This is a genomic window from Aeromonas sp. 600527 (genome assembly GCF_049175415.1).
Lineage (GTDB): Bacteria > Pseudomonadota > Gammaproteobacteria > Enterobacterales > Aeromonadaceae > Aeromonas > Aeromonas veronii_A.
Map to the genome: position 1 here is coordinate 119,619 of NZ_JAAKVA010000007.1, position 23,075 is coordinate 142,693.

Here is a 23,075-nt window from a genome sequence, read left to right on the forward strand (position 1 = left end):
TCCTGCATGTCACACACCATTCACGGTAAAAAGAAGCTGCTGGCACGGGTACGTCGCATCAAGGGGCAGGCGGGCGCGCTGGAGCACGCACTTGAGCAGGAGAGCGACTGCGCCGCCATTTTGCAGCAGATCGCGGCCATTCGTGGTGCCGTCAACGGCCTGATGCTGGAGGTGCTGGAAGGGCACATGCGTGAGCACCTGGGCGCCGAAGAGGCGACCCCGGCCGAGCGGCTGGAAGATCTGGATCAAGTAGTGCGGGTATTGCGATCCTATCTGAAGTAAGGCCGGTGAACGAGGCTGAGGGCAACCCCGCATCATCCCGTTTACGGCTGTGCGGCGTCTGCCCGCCAGCCCCCGTCCCTTTCGGGCTTGAGCCACCGCCAGCTTTGCGCCATGATGTCCAGCCCGGCTGACCGCCGGTTTTACTGGACAGTCAATTTCAAGGACCCCCCATGTTTGAACACGTCGATGCTTATGCTGGCGACCCCATCCTGACCCTGGTCGAGACCTTCCACAAAGACACCCGCGAACAGAAGGTGAACCTGGGGATCGGCCTCTATTACGACGAGCAGGGCCGCATTCCGCTGCTGCCGTCGGTGCAGCAGGCCGAAGCCCAGCGCGCTGCCGCCCCGGCGCCGCGTCCCTACCAGCCGATGGAGGGTGCCGCCAACTACCGCACTGCGGTGCAGCACCTGCTGTTTGGTGCCGACCATGAAGCGGTCAAGGCGGGACGTATCGCCACCATCCAGACCATCGGTGGCTCCGGCGCCCTGAAGATCGGCGCCGATCTGCTCAAGCGCTACTTCCCGACCTCCGAGGTGTGGGTCAGCAATCCCACCTGGGACAACCACAAGGCGATGTTCGAGGGGGCCGGCATCAAGGTGCATGACTACCCCTACTACGATGCGGCCACTGGCGGCGTACAGTTCGATGCCATGATCGACTGCCTGCGCAGCCTGCCAGCCAAGAGCATCGTGCTGCTGCACCCCTGCTGCCACAACCCGACCGGGGTGGATCTCTCCCGTGCCCAGTGGGATCGGGTGATCGCACTTGTGGTCGAGAAGAACCTGATCCCCTTTATGGACATCGCCTATCAGGGCTTCGGTGACGGGCTGGAAGAGGATGCCTATGCCATTCGCGCCATGGTGGCCGCCGGCGTCAGCTTCTTCGTCAGCAACTCGTTTTCCAAGAACCTCTCTTTCTACGGCGAGCGGTGCGGCGGCCTGTCGGTCATCTGCCAGGATGCCGAAGAAGCCAGCCGCGTACTGGGCCAGATGAAGGCCACCGTGCGCCGCAACTACTCCAGCCCTCCCACTCACGGTGGCCAGATCACCGCGGCTGTGATGAGCCAACCCGAGCTGCACGCCATGTGGGTCGATGAAGTGACCGAGATGCGCACCCGCATCAAGGCCATGCGCCAGAAGCTGTTCGAGGTGCTGAGCGCCAAGGTGCCGGGCCGCGATTTCAGCTACTTCATCAACCAGCGCGGCATGTTCAGCTACACCGGCTTCACGCCGGAGCAGGTTGACAGACTGCGCGAAGAGTTCGCCGTCTATCTGGTGCGCTCCGGCCGCATGTGCGTGGCGGGCCTCAACAGCCGCAACGTCGACTACGTGGCCGACGCCATGGCGGCTGTGCTCAAGGGCTAATCCGCACAAGCCCCGCTTCGGCGGGGCTTTTTTGTCTTGTCTCTTCCCTTCGCTTGTGGAGTACTTATGGATCTGATCGCTCTCTCTCGGCTGGGAGGTCGCCATCTGGTCACCCTGCATCTGCTGCTAGACAACCAGAGCGTCACCCGCACCGCCGAGCGGCTCTGCACCACGCCTTCTACCGTCAGCAAGACCCTCAACCAGCTGCGGGATCTGCTGGGGGATCAACTGCTCTATCGCCAGGGCAACCAGCTGCTGCTCACCCCCATGGCCGAGCGACTGGCTCCCACCCTACATCGGCTGCTGGGGGAGCTGAACGGCCTCACCCGCCAGAACGCCTTCAACCCCCAGCAGTGGCAGGGCAGCTTGCGGCTCGGATTGCGCGAGAGTGTGATGACCTGGCCGGTGGGCCCCATTCTGGGTCAGCTGATGCAGGAGGTGCCGGGTATGGTGCCGGAGATCTGGAACAAGGATGAGCAGGGGCTGGAGGCGCTGGCAGCGGGCAAACTCGACTTCGTCATCCTGCCCCATGACCAGAGCCAGCCGTTACCGCGCCAGCCTGGGCTGGTGTGGGAGACCCTGCGGGAAGAAAAACTGGTCTGCCTGTTACGCAAAGATCATCCGGCGCTCGCCAAGCCCTGGGATCTCGATGCTTATCTGAGCTGGCGCCATATCGCCATCCGGGATCAGGAGCTGGCCAACCCCTTCTTCGAGCAGAGTCTGGCCCAGCAACAGGTGCGTCGCCAGATTGGCGCCACCCTGCCCGATTTTGCCAGCGCGGCGGCCCTGCTACCCCAGACCGATCTGATCCTCACCGCCATCGGTGGATGGGCGGCCTGCATGGCCAGTCAGCCGGATCTGGTGATGCGCCCGGCACCGTTCGATTACGGCAAGGTGAGTCACAGTCTGGTCTGGTATGGCCCGGCCGGTGATGGTTCGGCCCGCCACTGGTTCCGCCAGCGGATCCTGCAACTGGGTCGCGAGCTGGTCGAGCCCTGAGCCAGGTGACAGCGAGAAGAGATGGATGTTTCGCCACGGCGAAACATCCATGGCAATGAGGGATCAGGGACGTTTGGTATAAATGGGGCTGGGGAAAGAGGCGACATTGCTACCCAGATCAGTAATGCGGGCAGCCCCCTGCTTTTTCACCTGATCGATGCGCAACACCTGATGCATGGGGATAAGGGTGTGATGCACATCGGCAAATTCGCTCTTGAGCTTTTCATGGCTGGGATCGACGATAAGCGCCGTGTGATTGTCCCAGACAAAATCGGCGATCTCGATAAATCCAAACAGTTGGCCCTGATTCACCTCGCGCACATAAACCTCATAGCGCTCGTTGTGGCAAATAAACTGAACCCGATATAACGCCTTGCTTTCACTCATGATTTATCTGTCGTGGAGGGTGGACGGATGGGCAATATCATAACGAGCCACAAGGTCCCCTCCAATAGACAGAAGTCACAGTTGTTTGCTTTTACTGCACAACCAGGGAATCGATTCGCCCCTTCAGATCAAAGGGGGCAAGGTCACGGCCCCCACTCCAGCAGCACGTAACCGATTCGCCAGCCACTCCAGCTCGCTGCGGGTCGCGTCTGACCAGCGACTCGCCTCACCACGTACCCCATGATGACGAAAACCATTGATACGGATAGGTACTGGCCCCAGCCGCAGCAGGAAAGCGGCGAGCTCCGCGTCCAGCTCACCGCTCTTATCCAGAAAATCGCTCTTGCCCGGCACATGGAGCAGCCGCAGTTCGGTCAGCTTACCGTGACGTGCCAGCAGTTGCAGAGACGCCAACACCCGCTCGCGACCATAGCCGGTCAGCGAATGATGCACCGTGTCACGCCACCCCTTGAGATCGAGCATGGCGCCATCGAGCACCGGCAATAGCCGCTGCCAACCGCTCTCGGCCAACGAGCCGTTGCTGTCGAGCAGGCAAGTGAGATGAGCCAGATCCGGCGCAGCCTTGATGGCGGCAAACAGCGCAACCACGAAGGGAAGCTGGGTGGTCGCCTCACCACCGGAGACGGTAATCCCGCTGAGCAAGGGGCTGTAGCGGCGCAGCAGGTCCAGCACCTCGGTCACCGTCATGGTGGCAATCTTCGGATTGGCGCTGCGCGGGCACGCATCGAGACAAGCATCGCAATCGGTGCAGAGCGCCGCCTGCCAGCGCACGCTGCATTTCCCGGGGCGGCCCTCAGTAAGGGTCAGCGCACCGCTCGGGCAGACAGCAATACAGTCACCGCAATCGTCGCACAGCCCTATGGTGTGCGGATTATGGCAGCCGGGGCAGCGAAAGTTGCAGCCCTGCAGAAACAGCACCAGCCGGTTGCCCGGCCCGTCAACACAAGAAAAGGGCAGCACCCTGCTCACCAGGGCGCTGCGTGTTGGCAAAACATCAGCCATCGGTGCGAACTCAATACTCGCAGATGGTCGATTCGTGGGCGACTACCCGCGGTGCTCGCTGACGAATGGCGGTCACTTCACTCGCCTCGGCCCCGAGACAGGTGGTCTGCAAGCGCGAGCCTTCTTCTGCGAAACGAGCCACATCGCTCTTGCGGATCATGTAGCCGGTCACCCGCACCAGATCGCTGTCGGCCACGTTGGCGGTGAACTCGCGCATACCGATGGCGAGCGCCCCTTTGCAGAGCTGCAACAGCGCCTGCGGGTTCTGGCGGATGGTGGGATCCAGGGTCAGGATCTCGCTGATCCCCGAGTGGTAATAGCTATGGTGCGGCGCCAGCGCCAACACATGGCTGGCGGGATCCGGCTCATGACCATAAGGGATGCGCACCCCGGGAGTCACAGCCACATCGATGCTGAGGCCACCCTGTGAGTGCAGCAGCGCGCGCCCCCCCCAGGCGTGGGTTTGCGGCGTCGCAGTGACATATTCCGAGAGCTGAGCCGAGATGCGATAGCCAAGCTGATTCGCCTCGTCGTCGTGTCCATAACGATCTGGCAGATTCTCTTTATCCATCAGGATATTCACCGCTTCCGCCATGCCGTAGATGCCGAACATGGGGACAAAGCGCTCCTCATCCAGCAGCCCCTCCTTGACCAGGAAGCAGTCGAAGAAACCGGACTCCTCGTGCAGGAAGGCGGCTCTCGCCTCGATCAGTTGCGAGGCCAGACGGCAGTAGTGGGGCAACAGGCAGCCGAGGAAATCATCTATACCCTGAGCCTGCTCGGCGACCCGCTTGAGGGAGATGCGCACCAGGGTATTGGCGCCACCCGCCTGCGGCAGGGCGTTGTAGCAGCTGACGATACCAAAACCACGCTGGTCGAAGGTATCGCGATGGATCGGGTAGTTGGCGATGTGCGGCTTGCTGCACTCGGCAATGTTCTTCACCGCCTGCAGCAGCAGATCGTCCGGGGTCTGCTCCGGATCGTGGAAAAAGGTGAGGTTTGGCGCCACCTGCTTGAGCTCGTTGTCGATGCGCAGGATCAGGCGGCAGATCCGGTTGTCATCGGGGCCGATGTTGACGTGCATGAAGGCGTCCGGCAGCACCCGGTCCAGATAGACCCAGAACCCCTTCAGCTTGCGATAGAGAGTCTCGTCATCCAGTTCGCCGACGAAGGGCAGCAGCAGGTGGTCGAGCCGCCCCAGCCAGACCGGCATGCCGGTGACCGAGGGGACATGGTGATAGAGGATGCGCAGGGCATCGAGCGCCTCGTCGAAATCCTGCGGCGCCGCCAGCTCCAGCCAGGGAGAGCCCTGAGTCAGGAATTTGTCATAGTCCGGCAGTACATAACGTGGCTTGTAGGGGGCGTGCCCTTCGAACATGTCGCAGATAAATCCCTGCGTCATCGCCTCGGCGACTGCAGCAGGCAGGTCGGGGTAGGGCAATGCATTCTCGGCAGCCAGTGCCAGTGCATGGCTCTTCTGGGCTGCGGAGAGATGGGGATCGCGCACAATGCGCTGACAGGTTTCGGTCAAAGACATGGGACACTCCTTCACGGACAGAGCCCATATCCTCACCATTTAAAGGCCTTTTTTGAAGTGACATTCATGACATGACGGATGTCGAATAATGACATCCATTACACAAGATCACGACTCGCGTTTCACCAAGGCAAGAGCTCTGCTATGCCTCCCAGCCAGCGCAGCAGGAAGAAGCCCCCCATTCCGCCCACCACCACAACCAGAGTCGGCAGCCGCAACAGGGTCAAGAGCATCACCCACAGGGTGGCGGCCAGGTAGTCAGGATCCCAGTCAAGACCTATCCCCGGCTCGTAGCTAAAGACGATGGGCAACCAGATGGCGGTCAGCACCGACTGGGCCGAGAAGCCGAGAAACGCCCCCATCTCGGCACCCGGCTGATATCGGGTCAACCGAGAAAAGAAGGCGAAGCGGTTGAAAAAGGTGATCAGGGCCAGCAGGCCAATCATCAGCCAACTCACGCTACCTCCTCATCCGGTGCAGCACATAGCCCACCACCATGCCAGCCAGAGCCGAGACGATGATGTGGATCTCCGCCAGCAGCGGCTTGGTAAGCAACGCTGTGCCGCCGCTCACCAGAGTGGCCGCCACCATGGGCAGGTTTTTCATGGCGGGAATGGTCATGGCGATGAAGGTGGCCGCGATGGCAAAATCCAGCCCCATGCTGTCCAGCCCATCGATGTACTGGCCGGCCGCGATGCCGAGCAGGGTCGCCAGATTCCAGAACAGATAGAAGACGAATCCTGCGATGAGCGCGTAGGCCGGGTCAAAGCGGCCGCTGCGCTCCCGGTCTTTCAGCGCCACAGCGAACATCTCATCGGTCAGGAAAAAGGCAAGGCTGGCCCGCCAGCGCAGGGAAAGCGGCAATACGTCACGGCGGAAGGTGAAGCCGTAAAGCAGATGCTGGGAAGTGATCACCATGGTGGAGCCCATAATGGGCAGCAGGGGCGTGCCCGCCCCGAACAGGGTAGTGGCCGAGAGCTGGGCGGCTCCGGCGTAGACCAGCAACGACATCAGCTGAGCCTGAAGCGGACTCAGCCCTGCCTGCAACGCCAAAGCGCCACACAGGATCCCCCAGGGGATCACCGAAATGGAGAGCGGGAGCATATCCAGTGTGGCGCGCCACCAGAGCATCCCCGTTCGCTCGGGCAAGCTCGTTACTGACATCATGTGATCTTCCTTGTCACAGCCAAAGCGAGCCGAAAAAACTAGCACGGGACAGCAAGCGCTGTCACGTCATCACTGGCGGGAAATAAAACGCCCGCGGAGTCGCGGGCGTGCACAAGGGGATCAGGGCTCGATGACGATGGGCGTACCCGGGTCAACAGCGTTCCACACCTCATCCAGCTCGTGGTTGAGCATGGCGATGCAGCCATTGGTCCAGTTGGAGGGCTGAACCCTGCGGTTGCCAATGCTGTTGCGCTGGCCGTGGATCATGATCATACCACCCGGACGAACACCCAGTTCATTGGCACGCTTGATATCATCCAGGTTCGGATAGTTGATATGGATGGCTTTGTAGTAACCGGAATTGGTCTTCTTGTAGTCGAGGGTGTAGCGCCCTTCCGGCGTACGCTGGTCCCCTTCCTGCTGCTTGTGCCCCTTGGGCGCCGGGCCCAGAGCAATCCAGTAGCGCTTCAGTTCTTTGCCATCCTTCATCAGGGTCAGGCTATAGGTCGACTTCTTGACCACCACCAAATCGGCTTTTTCGGTCAAGGCAAAACTCAATGCGGGCCAAAGCCCCAACAAACACAGTAATACGGCTCTCATTCCATCCCTCGACAAGCCTCTGGTGCGGGCTTTTCTTGTTACCAGATCATCTGAACGATGCCCGCCGAGCGGCGAGCGAGCGCCATGATATTGGATCGCCATCAATACTCAATAGACCCAATGAAACATATCTTGGCGGTGAGAGGTGAATGGCCCATGAACGGCCTTCGCTGATATGGCCAATTGATAATAAAAACAAAAAGATAGCTTATATTTTCTGGCTGGCCATGAGGCCTCTGATCGGTAAATATGTAGCATTTGAACCTGATTCAGGATGACATCATGTCTCTGTACTTCTTGCCGAACTCTTCGCTGCCCCGTCTGCTGCTGGCCAGCGTCCTGCTCTTGTTGACCGGCACAGCCGGAGCCGAAGAGCCGCGCTGGCTACGCGAACCTGCCCTCTCTCCCGATGGCACTCGGCTCGCCTTTACCTGGCAGGGGCGAATTTTTGTAGCCAGTGCCGAGGGGGGGCCCGCCACAGCGCTCACCGGCAGCGGCTACCTGAGCCAGCGCCCCGTCTGGTCGCCCGATGGCAAACAACTCGCCTTTGCCGCCAATCTCTATGGCAACGAAGATGTGTTCGTGGTGCCCGCCAGCGGCGGCGAGATGGTGCGCCTCACCCGCGATTCGCGCACCGATCTGCCGCAAGCCTTCAGCGCCGATGGCAAACGGCTGTTGCTGAGCAGCCAGCGCCCGGGCTCGGCTACAGCCGATCACTTCATCGCGGAAGGGGTTCAGTGGGGCGCGCTCTACTGGGCGCCGGTTAGTGGCGGAATGCTGCAAGCGGACTTGCCGCTACCTGCCACTCTGGCGCGTCCGCACGGTGCCAGATTGGCCTATCAGATGCCAGCCATGGATCAACCGTTTCGCAAACACCAGCGTTCATTTGCCGTCTCCCGCCTCTGGCTGTTTGATGGCAAGCAGCATAAGCAACTGACCGAAGATCGGATTGCGGCCACCGATCCGGTCTGGAGCGACAAGGGGGATGCTCTCTTTTACCTGAGTGAGCGCAGCGGCGATTTCAACGTCTGGCGCCGGGATCTCGCCAGCGGTACAGAGCTGCAGCTCACCCACTATCAGGGTCACCCGGTCAGGGGGTTGAGTACCTCGACCAAGGGGGATCTGGTCTGGTCGTGGCAAGGGGAGATCTATCGCCTCGACGCGGGCAGCAATACTCCACGCAAACTGCTTATTCAGCCGCAGATAGCCATCGAACCCGATCAACTCGGCGTATCGTCCGGGATGGCAGATGACATGGTGGTCAGCGAAGAGGGAGACGAGCTGATCCTGACCAGCGAAGGCAACCTCTACGCCGTTAACCCTGGCCGAGAGCGGGTGCGACAGCTCACCCATTCCCCAAGCGAACAGTCCAGTCCGCTCTATGCAGAGCAAGGTGGCTCCCTCATTTACCTCTCGGAGCAGCAGGGACACGCAGCGCTCTACCGGCTGAGCAAGGAGGATCCCGAGCGGCTGTTCAGCGCACCGGGTACCCTGACCGAAAGCCTGCTGCTGGCCATTCCCGGCAAGGGGATCAGCCGTCCTGTGCTCTCCCCGGACGGCAAACAGCTCGCCTTTGTGGTGGATGGTCAGGCCATCCATCTGCTGGATCTGGCGAGCAACCAGCAGCGGGAGCTGGTCCCTGCCAGCTTCAATCCGTCACGCCACGAGGTCTCTCTCGCTTTTGCCCCCGACTCCCGCCATCTGGCGCTCACCTTCCGCCCCGACTCGGCTCAGCAGGAGATCGCCGTCATCGATACCGCCAGCCCCGGCGCGGTACCGGTCAATGTCAGCCTCAACGGCTATCAGGATAGCTCTCCCGTCTGGAGCCAGGATGGCGCTATCCTCTACTGGCAATCGACCCGATATGGTGTGCTGGGGGCCGATGGCGAACCGCTCGGTAACAATCTGCTCGGCCTATACAGCAGTCGCGCCGCCAAGGCCGACTTTCTGGCCGAGCGGGAGGCTCCCAAAGGTGGCTACGGCTTCGAGAGTGAACGACTGGGCCATCGCGAGGCGCTGCAGCTACTGCCCACCGGGGTACTGCTGACCAGTCGCATCGTTGATGACCAGCTTATCTATCTGGTCGAAGAGGCTGGCGACGGTGATCAGAGCGAGATCAAAGGTTATGCCCGGGATCTGCGCAAAGGTGATACCCGGGTGCTGTTTGCCGAACAGCCAGGCCCGGTACTGGCCAGCCTCAACCGGCAAGCCACCCTCGCCACCCTGGTTCGGGAGGGGGAGATCACCCGCATCGACCTCAACTCAGGCGAGATCCACAGCGCCCCCTTTGCCCTGCAAAACCAGCTGCATTGGCGAGCTCGTATGGCCGCCGCCTTCGATCAGATCACCCGGCTCACCCGGGACGAATTCTATCGGGACGATATGAACGGGGTGGATTGGGACGGCTATGTCGCCGCCTACCGCCGCCAGTTGTCGGGCATCGGCAATCCCCGCGACTTTGGCAACCTGCTCGCAGAACTGGCTGGCGAGCTCAATGTCTCCCACACCTGGGGCAGCGGCCCGGCTCCCTTCCCGCGCATGGCGGACGAAACCGCCAGCCTGGGGGGGTACTGGCAGGATGACGAGCAGGGGGTGACCCTCACCGCCCTGCTGGCAGGCGGCCCGCTGGACCAGGAGAGCGACATTGTTCCGGGCTCCCGTCTGCTCGCCATCAACGGCCTCCCGATTGCCAATCTGAGCGATCTGGATCAGGCCCTCAACCAGCAGGCCGGCAACCGGCTGGTACTTACCGTTCAGCCACCGCAGGGCAAGGCAGCGAGCGAGCTGGAGGTGACCGCCATCGATCTGCAGCAGGAGTATCGGTTACAGCTCGACAACTGGGTCAGCAAGCGCCAGGAGCTGGTGGCCACCCTGAGCCAGGGCCGCGTTGGCTACGCCTACCTGCCGGAGATGAGCAGCGCAGCCTATGAAGAGCTGGTGGCACAGGCCCTTGGCCGGCTACGTGACTGCGAGGCCTTGATCGTCGATGTGCGCTTCAACAAGGGGGGCTACCTGGCCAACACCCTGGTGGAGTTTCTGACCGGCAGCGGCAGCACCAAGGGAATGGCCAGCAGTTGGCCACGTCAGGGTAAGGGTGAAACTGATGCCGCCACCCGCCAGTGGACCAAGCCCTCGGTGGTGCTAGTCAATGCAGGCAGCTACTCGGAGGGTTCCGCCTTCCCCGAGTACTACCGCACCCTCAAGGTCGGCCCCATCGTCGGCGACCCTGTACCCGGCACCGGCACCATGGTCTACGCCCACGACTCCAGACTATTTCCGGGGCTCGCCTACGGCATTCCGACACTGGGGCTGCGCAAGCCGGACGGCACCTTCTACGAAAATCAGGAGCTGATCCCGGACCTGCAGGTGCCGCTAACCCCCGCCGATATGGTGGCCGGACGCGACCCGCAGCTGGAGGCGGCGGTACAAGCCGCCCTCAAGCAACTGCCTGCGAGCGCCAAGTAACAGCACCCATCGAGCTCAGCGAAAGCGAAACAGCTCGCGATGCAGATGCCTGTCCGGCAACAACCGGGCCAGGGCATCTGCCATCCCCTCCGGCCCGCAAAACCACACCTGCTCGGGCGCATCTTGCGCGATGCGGGCCATATCCAGTCGCCCGGCTGCCTTGTCCAGATGCAGCTGATAGCGAACGCCGGTGCGATGACAGAGCTCGGCCAACCGCTGGTGGTAGACAGCCCCCGCCAGATCCGGCGCGCACTGGATCAGGGTGATCCCCTCGCCGTGCTCCCCACGGGCAGCCAGCCCCTCCAGCCAGGCGACAAACGGGGTGATGCCGATCCCGGCACCCAGCCAGAGGGCTCGCCCTCCTCCCTGCGGGGCGACAAAAGCACCATAGGGGCCGGTCACCACCACTCCATCCCCGACGCGCGCCTCTGCCACCAGCTGACGGGTATGATCCCCGAGCGCCCGCACCGCGATCACCAACTGGCGCCGATCCGCCGACACCCGCACTAGGGTAAAGGGGTGCGCCCCCTCCTTGGCATCAAATTCGAAGAAGGCAAACTGACCCGGGCGGTAATGGGCGAGCGGCCGCTCCAGTTGCATGGTCAGCTCGCAGGTGTGATCCGCCAGCGCCCGCACCGCAATGACCCGGCCGGGATGGCGCTCCCGCGCTCCCACTTGTCCCAGCAGGGAGTAGAGGGCCCCGATAGCTCCCAGCCCACCGACAAACCAGATCGATACCCCCACCGGGGTCATGGCCCCAATCTGAGGCAGCAGGCAGAGCCCGTGACACCAGCCCGCCAGATAGATGAGCGGGGCCAGCCGGTGGATCAGTCGAAAACGGCCATAACTCACCAGTGCCAGCAAACTCAGCACCACCAGCGCGATCAGCAGATAGAAACTCCACTCACCCAGGGTATTGCCAAGGGCATGGAGCGAGATGCCATTGCCTGCTCCGGCACCCACTTCGGCAGCGCTGGCCCCACGCCGGGCGGGACGACTCAGCCAGCCTGCAGAGACCGCCCACTTGGGCACCACCACCAGCAGCCAGTGGGCAGTCAGTACCAATGCGCCGCCGACGGCCGTCTGGCGGTGCAATCGCAACATCCGATCCAGACCACCACACCACACTTCCAGCTGCGGCAAGCGTAACGCCAGCAACAGCGAAATGGCCATATAGGCCATCCCCAGCAGGCCGGTCAGCAGCAACATCTCATGACGCCAGGGCCACACCCCGTTGGCGTCCCCCGCATAACCCAGCCACCAGACCCCAACCGCCAGCAGTGGCAGCAGCCACCACACCCGTTTGCCCGTCATAACATCCCCCCTGGTTACATCGCTGCAGGACCTCATCTACCTGCTGATGGCGCCATTACACAGCCAGCCGGTCACAAGACTTTGCCACAGGGAGAAGCTTGTGTGGCAATGTGTGACAAACAGCAACAACAGAGGGCTCCGGAGACCCCCTGCTCAATCGGGCTGCTCCCTGTTCATCAGAAGGGTGGTTGACACTCTGCTGGCAAAGGGAATCAAATGGGGATAATTAATGGCTGCGGTGGCAGCACAGACCACCCCGACCGACCACGGACAAGGAGAACCCGTTGCTTACCTCTAACGAAAGACGCTTCTGCCCAAGCTGTCAGTGCGAAACCAGCCATGTCGTGGTGCTGGTCGACAAATCTTTTGGCCAGCAGCCGACACCGGAGCAAAAGCGCAAAGCCTTTATCAAGGATTTCATTACCGGTTGGGCTGCGGGCCCCTTTCTGGCCAACATGGATCGCTTTGAACGACATGCCATCTGCGAACATTGTGGAAATAAAGTCATTGATGAATGACAGAGCAGGTGCAAAACGGAAAACAGCAGAAAACGGCCCTGCCGTGAGTGACACCGCAGTGGGACACCCGCGCAGGAGAAATGCATTGCCCTTAAAGCAGCAAGCGATCATTTTTACAGCATGAGGGGTCGGCTGGCCGCTCATGCTCACGGTGCTTTCGAGGCCGTGCGCTTGCCCATCAGTCGGTGCAGCAGTTTGTTGTATTTGGCCCAGGAGTGGATCAGCAGGAAGATACCAAACAGCAGGACCAGAAACAGTTGTCCCACCTCGGCAGCATCGAGTGAGCCAATAAAGCTCTCGTTCTCATCCGTCTCCAGATAGTTGAGCCAGGGTTGCAATGCCAGAAACAGCCACCCCCCCCAGGTCACCAACAGGATCAGCAGATCTCGTAGTCGGTACTTCCAGCTACGCCGGGTGCCGTTGCTGATGATCATCTCTTTCGCCAGCTTATGTTTTGTCACGGAACGACTCTCCCCTATCAGGACTTTCCCACACGGCCAGCTGGCCACGACGACGCAGGATCGCCCTAGGCACGGCTACTACCACGGTCACCAGATTGAGCAGCCAGTAGATGAGCGGATACCAGACGCACCAGATAAAGCTGCGAGCCATGCTCTTGTCATAGTGGTTATCGATAAAGATGCTGACCCCGAACTGCAGCAGACAAATCGCGGTCATCATCACCCCGGTCCACTGGAACAGGTGACCCACCGCCAGCCCGCTCAGGTCCGGCTCAATGAGCCAGACCAGCGCAAGCAGCAACATGCTGTAGCACCAGGCAACGCTGGAGAGATACTCCAGCAGTAGTAGCCAGAAACGGCGATTGCGCCAGCGCATTGCCTGCAACCCGTAACGCAGAAACACTTCAGCCCCTCCCTGAGCCCAGCGCAACCGCTGCTTGTAGAGACCACGCACCGTCTCGGGCATCAGTACCCAGCAGAGTGCCTGCGGCTGATAGTGGATGAGCCAGCCCGCCAGCTGCAGCTTCCAGCTGATATCGATGTCCTCGGTCACCATGTCATTGCTCCAGCCACCGACGGCTTCGACTGCCTGCTTGCGAAAGGCCACCACCACCCCGGAGACGGTGAAGACGGTGCCGTAGATCCGCTGGGCCCGCTTGATGAGTCCGATAATGGAACTGAACTCGCCAGTCTGGATCTTGCCGATAATGGTGGAGCGGGTGCGTACCCGCGGATTGCCGGTGACCGCCCCGACCCTCGGGCTCTCGATGAAGTGCTTCACCATCCAGCGCACCGCGTCATAGTCCAGCACCGCATCCCCGTCGATGCCAACCAGGATCTCCCCGCTGGCAATCGCCAGCCCGTTGTTGAGCGCCATCGCCTTGCCCTGGTTGTGCTGATGGAGCACCATCAGACGCGGATCCTGCTGCGCCAGCCGATCCAGCCGCGCGCCGGTGTCATCCTTGCTGCCATCGTTGATGGCCAGCACCTCGAAATCGGGATAACGCTGACGCAGCAAGTGACCGATGGTCTCCTCGACATTGGCCCCCTCGTTGTAGCAAGGCACCATCAGGGTCACCCTGGGGTAATAGGGAAGTACCAATCCACGTTTTGCCAGCGCGATATCACGCCGCTCCCACTGGAAGTAGTAATAGAGACCGCCACAGACCCACACCATTGCCATCAGACTGGGATAAGCCAGAGTAAAGATGGCTATCCCTTCGAGAAAATCCTTCACCGTATCGCCTCCCCATGGCTAGCCGTGGCGACATGGCCAGAGACCGAGGTGACCGACAACCGAGTCGGCTGGGGCTGGGTCTGCACCGAAAAGACCGGCTTGAGCACCACCGGATCCGGCTGGTTGTTGTGAAAATCATCCGGGTAGTAGCCAAAGTTGGTTACCCCCTTGCGCTGAATGATTTCCATCCAGCGGGCCAGCTCGGCATCGGGGATGGGTTGATCGGTACGCCAGTTGCGACTCTGCAGTTCGAACACCAGTCGATTGGCCGGCACCTGTGCCAGCGAATCCTCCGCCAGCTTGGCCAGCCACTCATCGGGGTTTTCCGCCTGCTCCATATAGGGCATCGCCATCACTGCGGTGTAGTCATAGGCCTTGGCAAACGCAGCCATGCTCTGGGCAAACCACTGTTGGGATTGCGGCTCGGTCACCAGTGCCGCATAGATGTTGCGGGCAGTCTTGAGCCCGTCGGCTCCCCCCTGCCGATAACGGGCTGCTGCATCGCGCAGCGCCATGGTGAACTCGATAAGCAGATCGGTCTTCTGCTCCCCTTGCGCCTCTAGCGCATCCGGAGTGCGCGCCAGCGGCATCGGCCCCTCGTAGTCGCTGAGGAAGGCATCGTCATGGAACAGCAGACCGTCGAACTTGGTGTAAAAACCGAGATCCTCGTAGATATCCAGCAGCAGCTGACGGCTGGCAGGATCCCATGGCGACAGGCGCAGATACTGTCCCTTGGCCGGGGCACCGGTACGACTGTCGGTAACATAAGCGTGGTTCGGACCCATGTCGTAGGCCATCACCGGCATCCAGGCGAACACCTTGACCCCGGCCCGGGTCTTCAGCTGCCAGGCCACCCGGTTGAAGAGATCCGCCTTGACCGGCATATGGCGGTTGGGGAAGTAGAGCGCCTCCGCCACCCCGTCACCGTTGTCATCGGCATAGGCCTGCAGATAGACGGTGGTGATGCCGTAACCCTTGATCCGGTCCAGCAGCATATCGATGTTCTTGTTCATCTGCTGCGGGTCCTTGTCGTAGACATAGTCGAGATCCACATGCACCAAGCGCTCCACCTGCCGCTCCCAGGTATTGCCCCCCATGATCTCGTCCAGAGTTTCGAGGCTGGTGTCCTCCTCCAGCAGGTAGCGGCGTACCGTGTTGCCAGAGTCACTCAGCTTGTTGAGCCCTTCCGCCAGCGTGAAGGTGTAGGGCATCCCGGCGGCCCCCGCCAGTTCCAGCGCAGCCTGGTTGAAGGCGCCGTAGGGCCAGACCAGGATCCGTGGTGCCCGACCGGTCTGCTCCCTGAGCTGATGGGCCGATGCGTCGAAATCAGCCTTAATCCGCGCCCGATAGTCGGCCATGCTCTCGTAGCCATGCTGGCTCCAGCCTGCGGTTGTGACCGCTGGCTGCACGTTGCCCTGCGGGTTGGCGAGTAGCCCGTAGTGGGAGGTGAAGGTGTGGGAGGCCAACTCCACCAACCCGGAGTCCTGCATCTCGCGGATCTGCGGCCAGCTCACGAAGTAGCTGCGTGGCAGCTTGTCATTGCCGTACGGGACCATCTGGTCATCGGCTACGTCCAGCCAGCTGCCCACCAGCGCAAAGACCGCCGGGTAGTTGTAGAGCTTGAGCAACGGATAGACCAGCCGGTAGAAGCTCTCATAGCCATCGTCGAAACTGAGCAGGATCGCCTTCTCTGGCAGTGGTGCTTTACCCGCTTTGGCATCCAGGATCTGCTGGAAGCTGACCGGGTGATAGCCCTGCTGTTTGATCCAGTTGAAGTGGCGGATCAGGGTGTCGCGCCGGATGGTCTGGGGGTAAAGCTTGAGATTAGGGGTCAATTTCAGGTCGACGATATCGTGGTAGCAGAGCACCACATAGTCATCGGGGTGCCGAGCCGCCTGTGTCAGCGAAGGCAACAGTGCAAGCAGCAAAACAAAAGAAGCAAGCCAGCGTCTCATCACATGAAACTCCATTGCAGATTGGCGAAGATGAAATTTCCGAACTCCGGGTTACCGTCATAAATGGCCTGACGGCGGCCCAGGCCATAACCCAGGCTGAGGGCGGGAGAGAGGATCCAGTCGTGGCGGTAGCTGAGCTGCCACCCCTGATCGCTGCCATAGCCCTGCTGCCAATAGTGGTTGCCACTCATGATCAGGCTCTGCAGCAGGAAGCGACGCCCATCCAGCGGCAGCCGATAGCGCCCCGCCAGCTCCAGCTCCAGATTGCGATCCTGCAGGGGGTTGAAGTAGTCGACGTCTACCACCTCGTTGCGAGAAGTGGCCCCGCGCAAGGTGGTATCGAACCACCAGCGATCACGACGCCAGAGATCCTGACGCAGCCAGCCGGAGACACTCAGCCGCCGGTTGCCATCGCTGATATCCATCCGTTCCAACCGCAGCGCCCCTTCGCGGGTCTCGTCCTGACGCCACCCCAGATCAAGCTGGTATTGATCGGCGTAGTTGCCGCGCGCCAATGCCCGCAGCGGGGTGTCGGCACTGTTGAGGTTGATGGCTGTGCCCAACGTCCAGCGATCGTCCAGCCGCCAGTCGATGCGACTCCACAGATAGCCTTTGTGGTTGAGCTCGCTGCCCGTGCCCCCCTCCAGCGTCAGTTGCAGCGGGTAGAAAAAGATCTCGGCCCCCAGCCCGGTATAGGCGGCACGTTCGGGCTGCAGATCGAACTCGCCAAAGCTACCCTGACGACGGACAAACAGCCGATCGCCACCATCAGTGCGAGCGCTGTAAAGGCGGCTGTCGTAGCTCCAGTCACGGCTGGCCTGTACCGAGCCCCCTTCATTGCGACCATGGGTCAGGTCGGTGACAAACTGCGGGGCCTGTTCCAGGGTCAGCCGCTGCTGCAACTCCTGACGATCGCGGGTCAGGTTGCCAAGGGCACGCACGGCCTGCGGCGTGCCCTGCCAGTCGCCCCTGTCGAGCCGGGCGTTGAGGCGACCGGACTCGGCCAGCACAGCACGTCCGGCTGGCAGCCAGCGCACCGCCTGTTCATAGGCCTGCTCGGCCTCGTCGGAATGACCCCGCCAGCGCCGAATATCCCCCAGTTGCAGCCAGAGCCATGGGTTGGCTGGCGCGGTTTGCAACCACACTTCCAGCTGTTTCTCTGCTGCACCCGCCTCACCACGCCAGGCCTGCAGCAGGGTTTTCAGCTGCAATACCTTTTCGTAGTCGTCGTTGGCCATGCGCATGTTGCCGGTGAAATCCCAGCGAGTCGGCGGCTCCTGCCAACCAGCCAACAGCCCCTGCGCCGCGCCATAACGTTCGCCATCCGAATAGGCGTAGAAGCGCTTCTCCAGCAGCCGCTTGTCGTTGGCTCGCGCCGGGGTCGCCAGTTGTTGGTAAATCACGGAGGCCTCATCCACCCGTCCCAACCCGGCCAGCGCATCGGCGCGCGCCTCCAGCACATAGTCAGGCAATGGCCCCTCGGCCTGCAGCGCGGCGGACTCCTGCTCGGCCCGGAAAAAATCGCCCAGGGCCACCAGCGTCACCACTACATCGCGGCGAACACTGGTGTAGAGCACATGATCGTGTGGCGCACGTGCCAGGATCCTGTCCTGCAGCGCCAGCGTACGGGTAAGGGAGCGACGGGCCAGCGCCGGATCCTCGGTCTGGGCCGAGACCCGCAGTAGATTGACCGCCTGGTAGTAGTCGAGCCAGAGCCGGTCGACCGGTTTGAACAATTCGGGATAACGGCCCATCAACTCCGCAGCGGCAGGACCCGCCCCCAGACTCACGGCTACCCGATAAAGTGCCAATACCTGCTCGTGATTATCCGGTTCCAGCTCCAGCCACTGCTGGCGAGCCAGCAGCTCGCCCATGGGATCTTCACTCTGACGGGCGGCATAGATACGGGCATCAAGGATCGCCTGATCGCGGCCAAAACGTGCTTCATAGTCAGCCGCTGCGCGGCGGGCCAGCTCGCGGTTTCCCTGATCGCTGGCGGTGAGAAACAGTCCGAGCCAACCATTGCGGTTGGCAGGATCACGCCCCTGCAGGATGCGGTAATAGCTGATCGCCTCGGAATAACGCTTCTCGTCACGGGCGGCACGGGCCACCCCTTCCAGCGTGATGTTGCTGATGGGACTGAACTCGCACGGCTCGCAGGCGGCCAGCGCCCCCTTGCGGTCGCCACGCCACAACTGCACGGCTATCAAGTCATCAAGCACTTTGCCATCACCACTCTGCCGATAGAGGGCATCCAGCCCGTACGCCGCACCATCCAGCTCCCCGGCTCGGGCCTTGAGCACCCAGGCTTCGCGAGCCCTGTCTATCTCACTGGCGCACACCAGCAGGGGTAACAGCGCCAACATCAAAAAGATGCGATTCATTCGCAACATACCACCCATAACAAACGCTGGTCATATCGTCCCTGCACGGCCATACGGATATCCACACCCGTCCGCTCCTGCTGGATAACAAGAGAACTTCCTGACGTGTGTGCTGATTTCGAGGGTGAAAGGCGGGCATGAACAGGCCAGCACCTTTCCTATGTGCGGCCCAGCCATCTCGGGGGGAAGAGATCTGAAGCTTTCCGAACCCGACTCACATCGGGGGTGGCAAGGGAGGCGATTTTGCAGTTGTGGACAATTTAGTCAACCCGATAAGATGAGAATAGATATCAAATAGGTGAGTGGAACAATCTTTATGCACAAAGATGACCACAAAAAACACTATTAACAAAAAGATGAAAAGAGCGGGGCTCAAGGAGTCCACTATCTTGTAGCCTGCAATTCATATTCATGTTCATACGAATACATATTTGATGGATAAAATATGGTTTCAATCGACAAAGCGACAATTTATGTCGCGAACTTCCCCATAAAACGATAGCGCCTACCACGCTTGCGACAATAAACAGCCATACACAGCACTGCTCCCGCCCTCGATGCGGGAGCTGTGTATATTACGCGACAGGCGCTTATTGGTAATGGTTGACGATCCATGCCTCGAAGTCGGCCAACATGCGAGTTTCCGACTCGCTGTTGTCGGCGATAAGCTCTGCGCCGTGGACCACCCGGATATGGGCATCGAGCGGGGTGACCTCACCAGCCGCAGGGCGTTGCTGGGCCGCGGCCATGCAGGCTTGCGCCTGTTGCCACGCTTCAGCAGCACTCATGTTGCATGCCTCAGCCAGCGGTACCGCGCTGAACCCCTCGCCGGTCAGACTGCGCAACGTCTCATCGTGAGTCATGCCGTTGCCCGGTCCCCAGTAATGGGCGGCCAGATCCGGTCCGATACGCGGGTTGTCAGTGAGGTAGCCATCACGCTTGAGGAAGTAAGCACGGGTCTGCTCCACTGCCATCAGTGCCAACAGGTATCCGTGATAGGCACAGGCCGACTCCTGATTCAGGAGGTGCGGGATGGCCAGCAACGGGCGCGGGCTCGCCACCCCGACAATCTTGCGCTCCCACTGGCGGGCCAGCGCCAGCACGGCATCCGTAGTTCGTTCGGCATCATCCATGGCGTAGAGATCCCGCTCGAAGTAGGCCACCAGCGCAATCTGGCGCTCGTTGAAAGCGCGAAACGGCTGGCGTGCAGCGATCATCTCCTTGATAAGCGCGTCGGGGATCGCCTCTCCCTCAGTATTTCTGGCGTAACGTTTCAGCCAGTCGGCATCGTCCAGCAGGCTGTCGCAGAACATCGACTGGGTCTCGGCATAGGCCATGGAAGTGGGCGGAAACTCCTGTGAGAAGCAGGGCGCGTTGCCGGTGACATTGGCAAAGTGCGCGGCGTGGCCCCCCTCGTGGAACAGGGTGTTGAGGCCGCTCCAGCCGCTGCCCACCTGCGCCGGATCAGCCAGGCTGGTGAAGTTGACCACCGCCGGCACCCACTCCCCCTGCTGGAAGAAGCTCGGCACCGGGCCGTGGCAGAAGCCGTTCTCGTATTTCCCCTCACGGGTCAACAAATCCAGCGTCAGGGTCGCCCCACGATACTGGATGCCGAGACGACGGAAGCTCTCGACCCAATCCTTCAGCGCCCGCGAGAAGGGCACATAAGGATCGAGCTGGCGGGTTACATCACCACTGATGGCGTAGCGCAGGTTATGGGGCAGCAGGGCCGCCTCCCCCTTGGCCGCTTTCAGCTCGGCAAGGCTTTTCTGCAGCCGGGCGTCGGTGCGAGCAATAAAGTCATCGAGGATGACGAACAGCTGATCCGGGCTCATCTGTTCGTTCTTGCGCACCTTGTAGTCGAAGTAATTGCGATAGCCCATGGCGCGGGCAAAGCGGTTACGGATCGCCACTACCTCGAGAAAACCGTTGCTGACCACCCACTGCTCCAGGGTATAGAACATGGCGAGTGCGCTTTGGCGCACAGCCTCGCTCGGGCTGGCTGCAAGGGAGGTGCTGGCGGCGGGCAGGCTACCCGCGACCCGTTGGCCCTGCTCATCCAGCAGTGTCAGTTTCAGCTCGCGGCGGCGGGCAAACAGCTCAGCTTCGGCGGCCACCAGCTCATCCATCAGGGCGGCAGCGGTGGGATCTTCAATCACATTGCACTCGAAGAAGGCGAGCCAGCCCCGCAGGCCGCGTTTGAGATCATCCTCTTCGGCCTGCGCCAGCATCTCCCGCAACGCGGGCAGGCGGGCAGGATTGGCACAAAAAGCCTTGTAGGCTTGCTCGGCCGCGGTAAAACCGGCCTGATCGTCGCTGGTGCCCATATAAGTGGACCAGAAAAGATCCTCTTTGCACCTGTGTACCTGCAGATAATCGGCGTTGAGTTGGTTGAAGTAATTCCTGGCAATGGAACTCATAAATTCCCTCTTGTGATGGGGTCACCCGCAGCGGGGCCCACTCCTTTTTTTAGTGAAATGCCAAATGATTCACACTCTTTGGCAAAAATTGCGCAGGGATGCGCATGAACACGCTACCAAAAAATGGGGAGCGCTGTCTGCTGGCTATACTGTTGTTCAAACGCTCATCAGAAACGGTCGGCAAACGGCTGAAAGTAAATGAGTTGTTAACTTTGACGAACTGGCTGCAGCGGTACAGAGCCACCATAAAACGGGATAACGAGGGTTTAATCATGTTCAAGCTCGGTGATATCACCGTGAGCCGCAAATTGATCTTGCTGCTCACGTTGGCGTTTGTCGGTTTTGTCTCGCTGCTGCTCATCTCGGCCAATGCGCTCCAGCGAAATCTGATGAGCGAGCGAGAGGCACGGCTCAATGCCGTGCTGGACCAGGCCATGAGCCAGATCCAGTTTCTGGCCAGCACCCTGCCCATGGAACAGGCCCAGCAGGAGGCGCGTAAACTGCTGACCAACACCCGCTTTGATGGCAACAACTACCTGTTTGTCATCGACGAGAACCGCACTATGGTAGTTCACCCCATCCGCCCCGAACTGATCGGTCAGAAAATGGGCGAAGGGGGCGCTGCCACCGCCGGGCAGTTCTGGTATCAGATGGTGGATATCGCCAAGGGGGGCAAGCATGGGACCCTGCAATATGTCTGGACTGGCCCGTCGGGCGAAACCGCTGACAAACTCTCCATGGTCTCCGGCTATCAACCCTGGGGCTGGATCCTCGGCTCCGGCATGCTGCTGCAAGATATTCAGCAGACCATCTGGGCCCAGTACATGAAGATGGGTACCGCCACCGCCATCGTGATCCTGCTGATGGGGCTGCTGGGCTGGCGCATCACCCGCTCCATCGTCTCCCCCCTCAGCCAGATCAACCACGCCATGCAACGGGTCGCCAAGGGGGATTTGGTGGTGAGCATCCCGGTACAGGGCAAGGATGAGCTGGGTGTTGTTGCCCGTTGCACCAACCAGAGTCTTGACGCCATCCGCCACGCCCTGCTGGAGGCAAGCCAGGGGGCTCGCAATGTGGCGGATGCCGCCTTGCGCATCGCCGCTTCTGCCGAGCAGACCAATCAGGCGGTCACCAGCCAGCGGGATCAACTGGCCCAGCTCGCCACCGCCATGAACGAGATGAGCGCCACCATCTCTGATGTGGCCGGGCACGCCGAAAATACCGCGCGGGATACCCAGGAAGCGACAGGTGAAGCCGGGCTAGGCAACCGTGATGTTCACGCCAGTGTGCATGGCATCAAGGCGTTGGCAACCGAAGTGGAGCAGGCCACTCTGCAGGTCAACCAGCTCAAAGAGGGGGTGATGCAGATCAGTGAAGTGACCGCCGTTATCAGCTCAATCTCGGATCAGACCAATCTGCTGGCGCTCAACGCCGCCATAGAAGCAGCCCGTGCAGGGGAGCAGGGACGTGGCTTTGCCGTGGTCGCCGACGAAGTGCGCCAGCTGGCCAGTCGTACCCGCCAATCCACCGAAGAGATCCAGAGCACCATCGCCCAGCTGCAGCAACGGGCCGTCACTGCAGCCAATGCCATGGATGCCAGCCGAAAACTGGCTGAAAGCAGCGTAAACCAGTCACAACAAGCGGGTCAGGATCTCACCCTGATCGTCAACCATATCCAGCATGTAAGCGACATGGCGACCCAGATTGCCACCGCTGCAGAGCAACAGAGCATGGTGGCCGAGGATATGAACCGCAACGTCAGCGGCATCAACGACTCGGCGCTGGAGATGTCCCAGTCCGCCTCGCAACTGGCGCAGGAGAGCGAGCTGCTGGCCGGCCTCTCCCGCAGCCTGGATGAGCGGCTTGCGGTGTTCAAACTGGGCAAGGAGTCCTCCACTGCGCCAATGATAGCTCCCGTATCTCCCCCCTCAGGAGAACAGCGCGCCCGTCATTGATGGC

At 61.1% G+C, this 23,075-nt stretch carries 18 protein-coding genes; 6 read left to right on the forward strand and 12 right to left on the reverse strand.

The window, feature by feature from the left end:
- Positions 1-6 precede the first annotated feature (6 nt).
- From G5154_RS11220 to G5154_RS11230, 3 genes are all read left to right on the forward strand, one after another.
- Positions 7-282: a metal/formaldehyde-sensitive transcriptional repressor gene (locus G5154_RS11220; RefSeq protein ID WP_005343089.1), complete on the forward strand. Its 276-nt coding sequence runs from the start codon at positions 7-9 to the stop codon at positions 280-282.
- A 170-nt stretch (positions 283-452) separates the two neighbouring features.
- On the forward strand, positions 453-1,649 hold the full coding sequence (locus tag G5154_RS11225) for an aromatic amino acid transaminase (protein ID WP_288727298.1): 1,197 nt from the start codon (positions 453-455) through the stop codon (positions 1,647-1,649).
- A 66-nt stretch (positions 1,650-1,715) separates the two neighbouring features.
- Entirely contained in the window at positions 1,716-2,648 is a 933-nt protein-coding gene (locus tag G5154_RS11230; protein ID WP_005343087.1) for a LysR family transcriptional regulator, read from the forward strand.
- A gap of 63 nt (positions 2,649-2,711) precedes the next feature.
- Here G5154_RS11230 and G5154_RS11235 read toward each other — a convergent pair whose 3' ends face one another.
- The 6 genes from G5154_RS11235 to G5154_RS11260 all read right to left on the reverse strand — a co-directional run bounded on the left by G5154_RS11235 (position 2,712) and on the right by G5154_RS11260 (position 7,362).
- Complete coding sequence (locus tag G5154_RS11235) at positions 2,712-3,035, reverse strand: DUF1820 family protein (protein WP_005343086.1); 324 nt, start codon at positions 3,033-3,035, stop codon at positions 2,712-2,714.
- 123 nt (positions 3,036-3,158) lie between these two features.
- Positions 3,159-4,058: a YjjW family glycine radical enzyme activase gene (locus G5154_RS11240; protein WP_421244421.1), complete on the reverse strand. Its 900-nt coding sequence runs from the start codon at positions 4,056-4,058 to the stop codon at positions 3,159-3,161.
- 10 nt (positions 4,059-4,068) lie between these two features.
- A complete protein-coding gene (locus G5154_RS11245) occupies positions 4,069-5,595 on the reverse strand; it encodes a YjjI family glycine radical enzyme (protein ID WP_421250963.1) in 1,527 nt (508 codons plus the stop codon).
- A gap of 122 nt (positions 5,596-5,717) precedes the next feature.
- Positions 5,718-6,053 carry an AzlD domain-containing protein gene (locus G5154_RS11250; RefSeq protein WP_108541394.1) on the reverse strand — a complete coding sequence of 112 codons (336 nt, stop codon included), beginning with the start codon at positions 6,051-6,053 and terminating at the stop codon, positions 5,718-5,720.
- A 1-nt stretch (position 6,054) separates the two neighbouring features.
- On the reverse strand, positions 6,055-6,762 hold the full coding sequence (locus G5154_RS11255) for an AzlC family ABC transporter permease (RefSeq protein ID WP_216979548.1): 708 nt from the start codon (positions 6,760-6,762) through the stop codon (positions 6,055-6,057).
- Positions 6,763-6,882: 120 nt separating this feature from the next.
- Positions 6,883-7,362, reverse strand: coding sequence for a L,D-transpeptidase family protein (locus G5154_RS11260; RefSeq protein WP_005343080.1), 480 nt, complete (start codon positions 7,360-7,362; stop codon positions 6,883-6,885).
- 282 nt (positions 7,363-7,644) lie between these two features.
- On the opposite strand from G5154_RS11260, the gene G5154_RS11265 reads away from it, so the two are divergent.
- Positions 7,645-10,827, forward strand: a complete 3,183-nt coding sequence (locus tag G5154_RS11265; protein WP_421250962.1) for a S41 family peptidase — start codon at positions 7,645-7,647, stop codon at positions 10,825-10,827.
- 15 nt (positions 10,828-10,842) lie between these two features.
- Here the strand turns inward: G5154_RS11265 and G5154_RS11270 are convergent, their stop codons facing one another.
- Positions 10,843-12,141 carry a ferric reductase-like transmembrane domain-containing protein gene (locus tag G5154_RS11270; RefSeq protein WP_421250961.1) on the reverse strand — a complete coding sequence of 433 codons (1,299 nt, stop codon included), beginning with the start codon at positions 12,139-12,141 and terminating at the stop codon, positions 10,843-10,845.
- Positions 12,142-12,425: 284 nt separating this feature from the next.
- On the opposite strand from G5154_RS11270, the gene G5154_RS11275 reads away from it, so the two are divergent.
- Positions 12,426-12,659, forward strand: a complete 234-nt coding sequence (locus G5154_RS11275) for a hypothetical protein (protein WP_005343077.1) — start codon at positions 12,426-12,428, stop codon at positions 12,657-12,659.
- Between the two features lie 146 nt (positions 12,660-12,805).
- Here the strand turns inward: G5154_RS11275 and G5154_RS11280 are convergent, their stop codons facing one another.
- The 5 genes from G5154_RS11280 to G5154_RS11300 all read right to left on the reverse strand — a co-directional run bounded on the left by G5154_RS11280 (position 12,806) and on the right by G5154_RS11300 (position 21,116).
- Positions 12,806-13,120, reverse strand: a complete 315-nt coding sequence (locus tag G5154_RS11280) for a hypothetical protein (protein ID WP_005343076.1) — start codon at positions 13,118-13,120, stop codon at positions 12,806-12,808.
- Positions 13,107-14,357: a poly-beta-1,6-N-acetyl-D-glucosamine synthase gene (pgaC, locus tag G5154_RS11285; protein ID WP_421250960.1), complete on the reverse strand. Its 1,251-nt coding sequence runs from the start codon at positions 14,355-14,357 to the stop codon at positions 13,107-13,109. The genes G5154_RS11280 and pgaC overlap by 14 nt, the downstream gene beginning before the upstream one ends.
- Entirely contained in the window at positions 14,354-16,312 is a 1,959-nt protein-coding gene (gene pgaB / locus G5154_RS11290; protein WP_421250959.1) for a poly-beta-1,6-N-acetyl-D-glucosamine N-deacetylase PgaB, read from the reverse strand. Before pgaB ends, pgaC begins: the two co-directional genes overlap by 4 nt.
- A complete protein-coding gene (gene pgaA, locus G5154_RS11295; RefSeq protein WP_421250958.1) occupies positions 16,312-18,696 on the reverse strand; it encodes a poly-beta-1,6 N-acetyl-D-glucosamine export porin PgaA in 2,385 nt (794 codons plus the stop codon). Before pgaA ends, pgaB begins: the two co-directional genes overlap by 1 nt.
- A 590-nt stretch (positions 18,697-19,286) precedes the next feature.
- Positions 19,287-21,116 carry a M3 family metallopeptidase gene (locus tag G5154_RS11300; protein ID WP_421250957.1) on the reverse strand — a complete coding sequence of 610 codons (1,830 nt, stop codon included), beginning with the start codon at positions 21,114-21,116 and terminating at the stop codon, positions 19,287-19,289.
- A gap of 272 nt (positions 21,117-21,388) precedes the next feature.
- Between G5154_RS11300 and G5154_RS11305 the strand changes: the two genes are divergently transcribed.
- Complete coding sequence (locus G5154_RS11305) at positions 21,389-23,071, forward strand: methyl-accepting chemotaxis protein (RefSeq protein ID WP_216979555.1); 1,683 nt, start codon at positions 21,389-21,391, stop codon at positions 23,069-23,071.
- Positions 23,072-23,075: the final 4 nt, after the last annotated feature.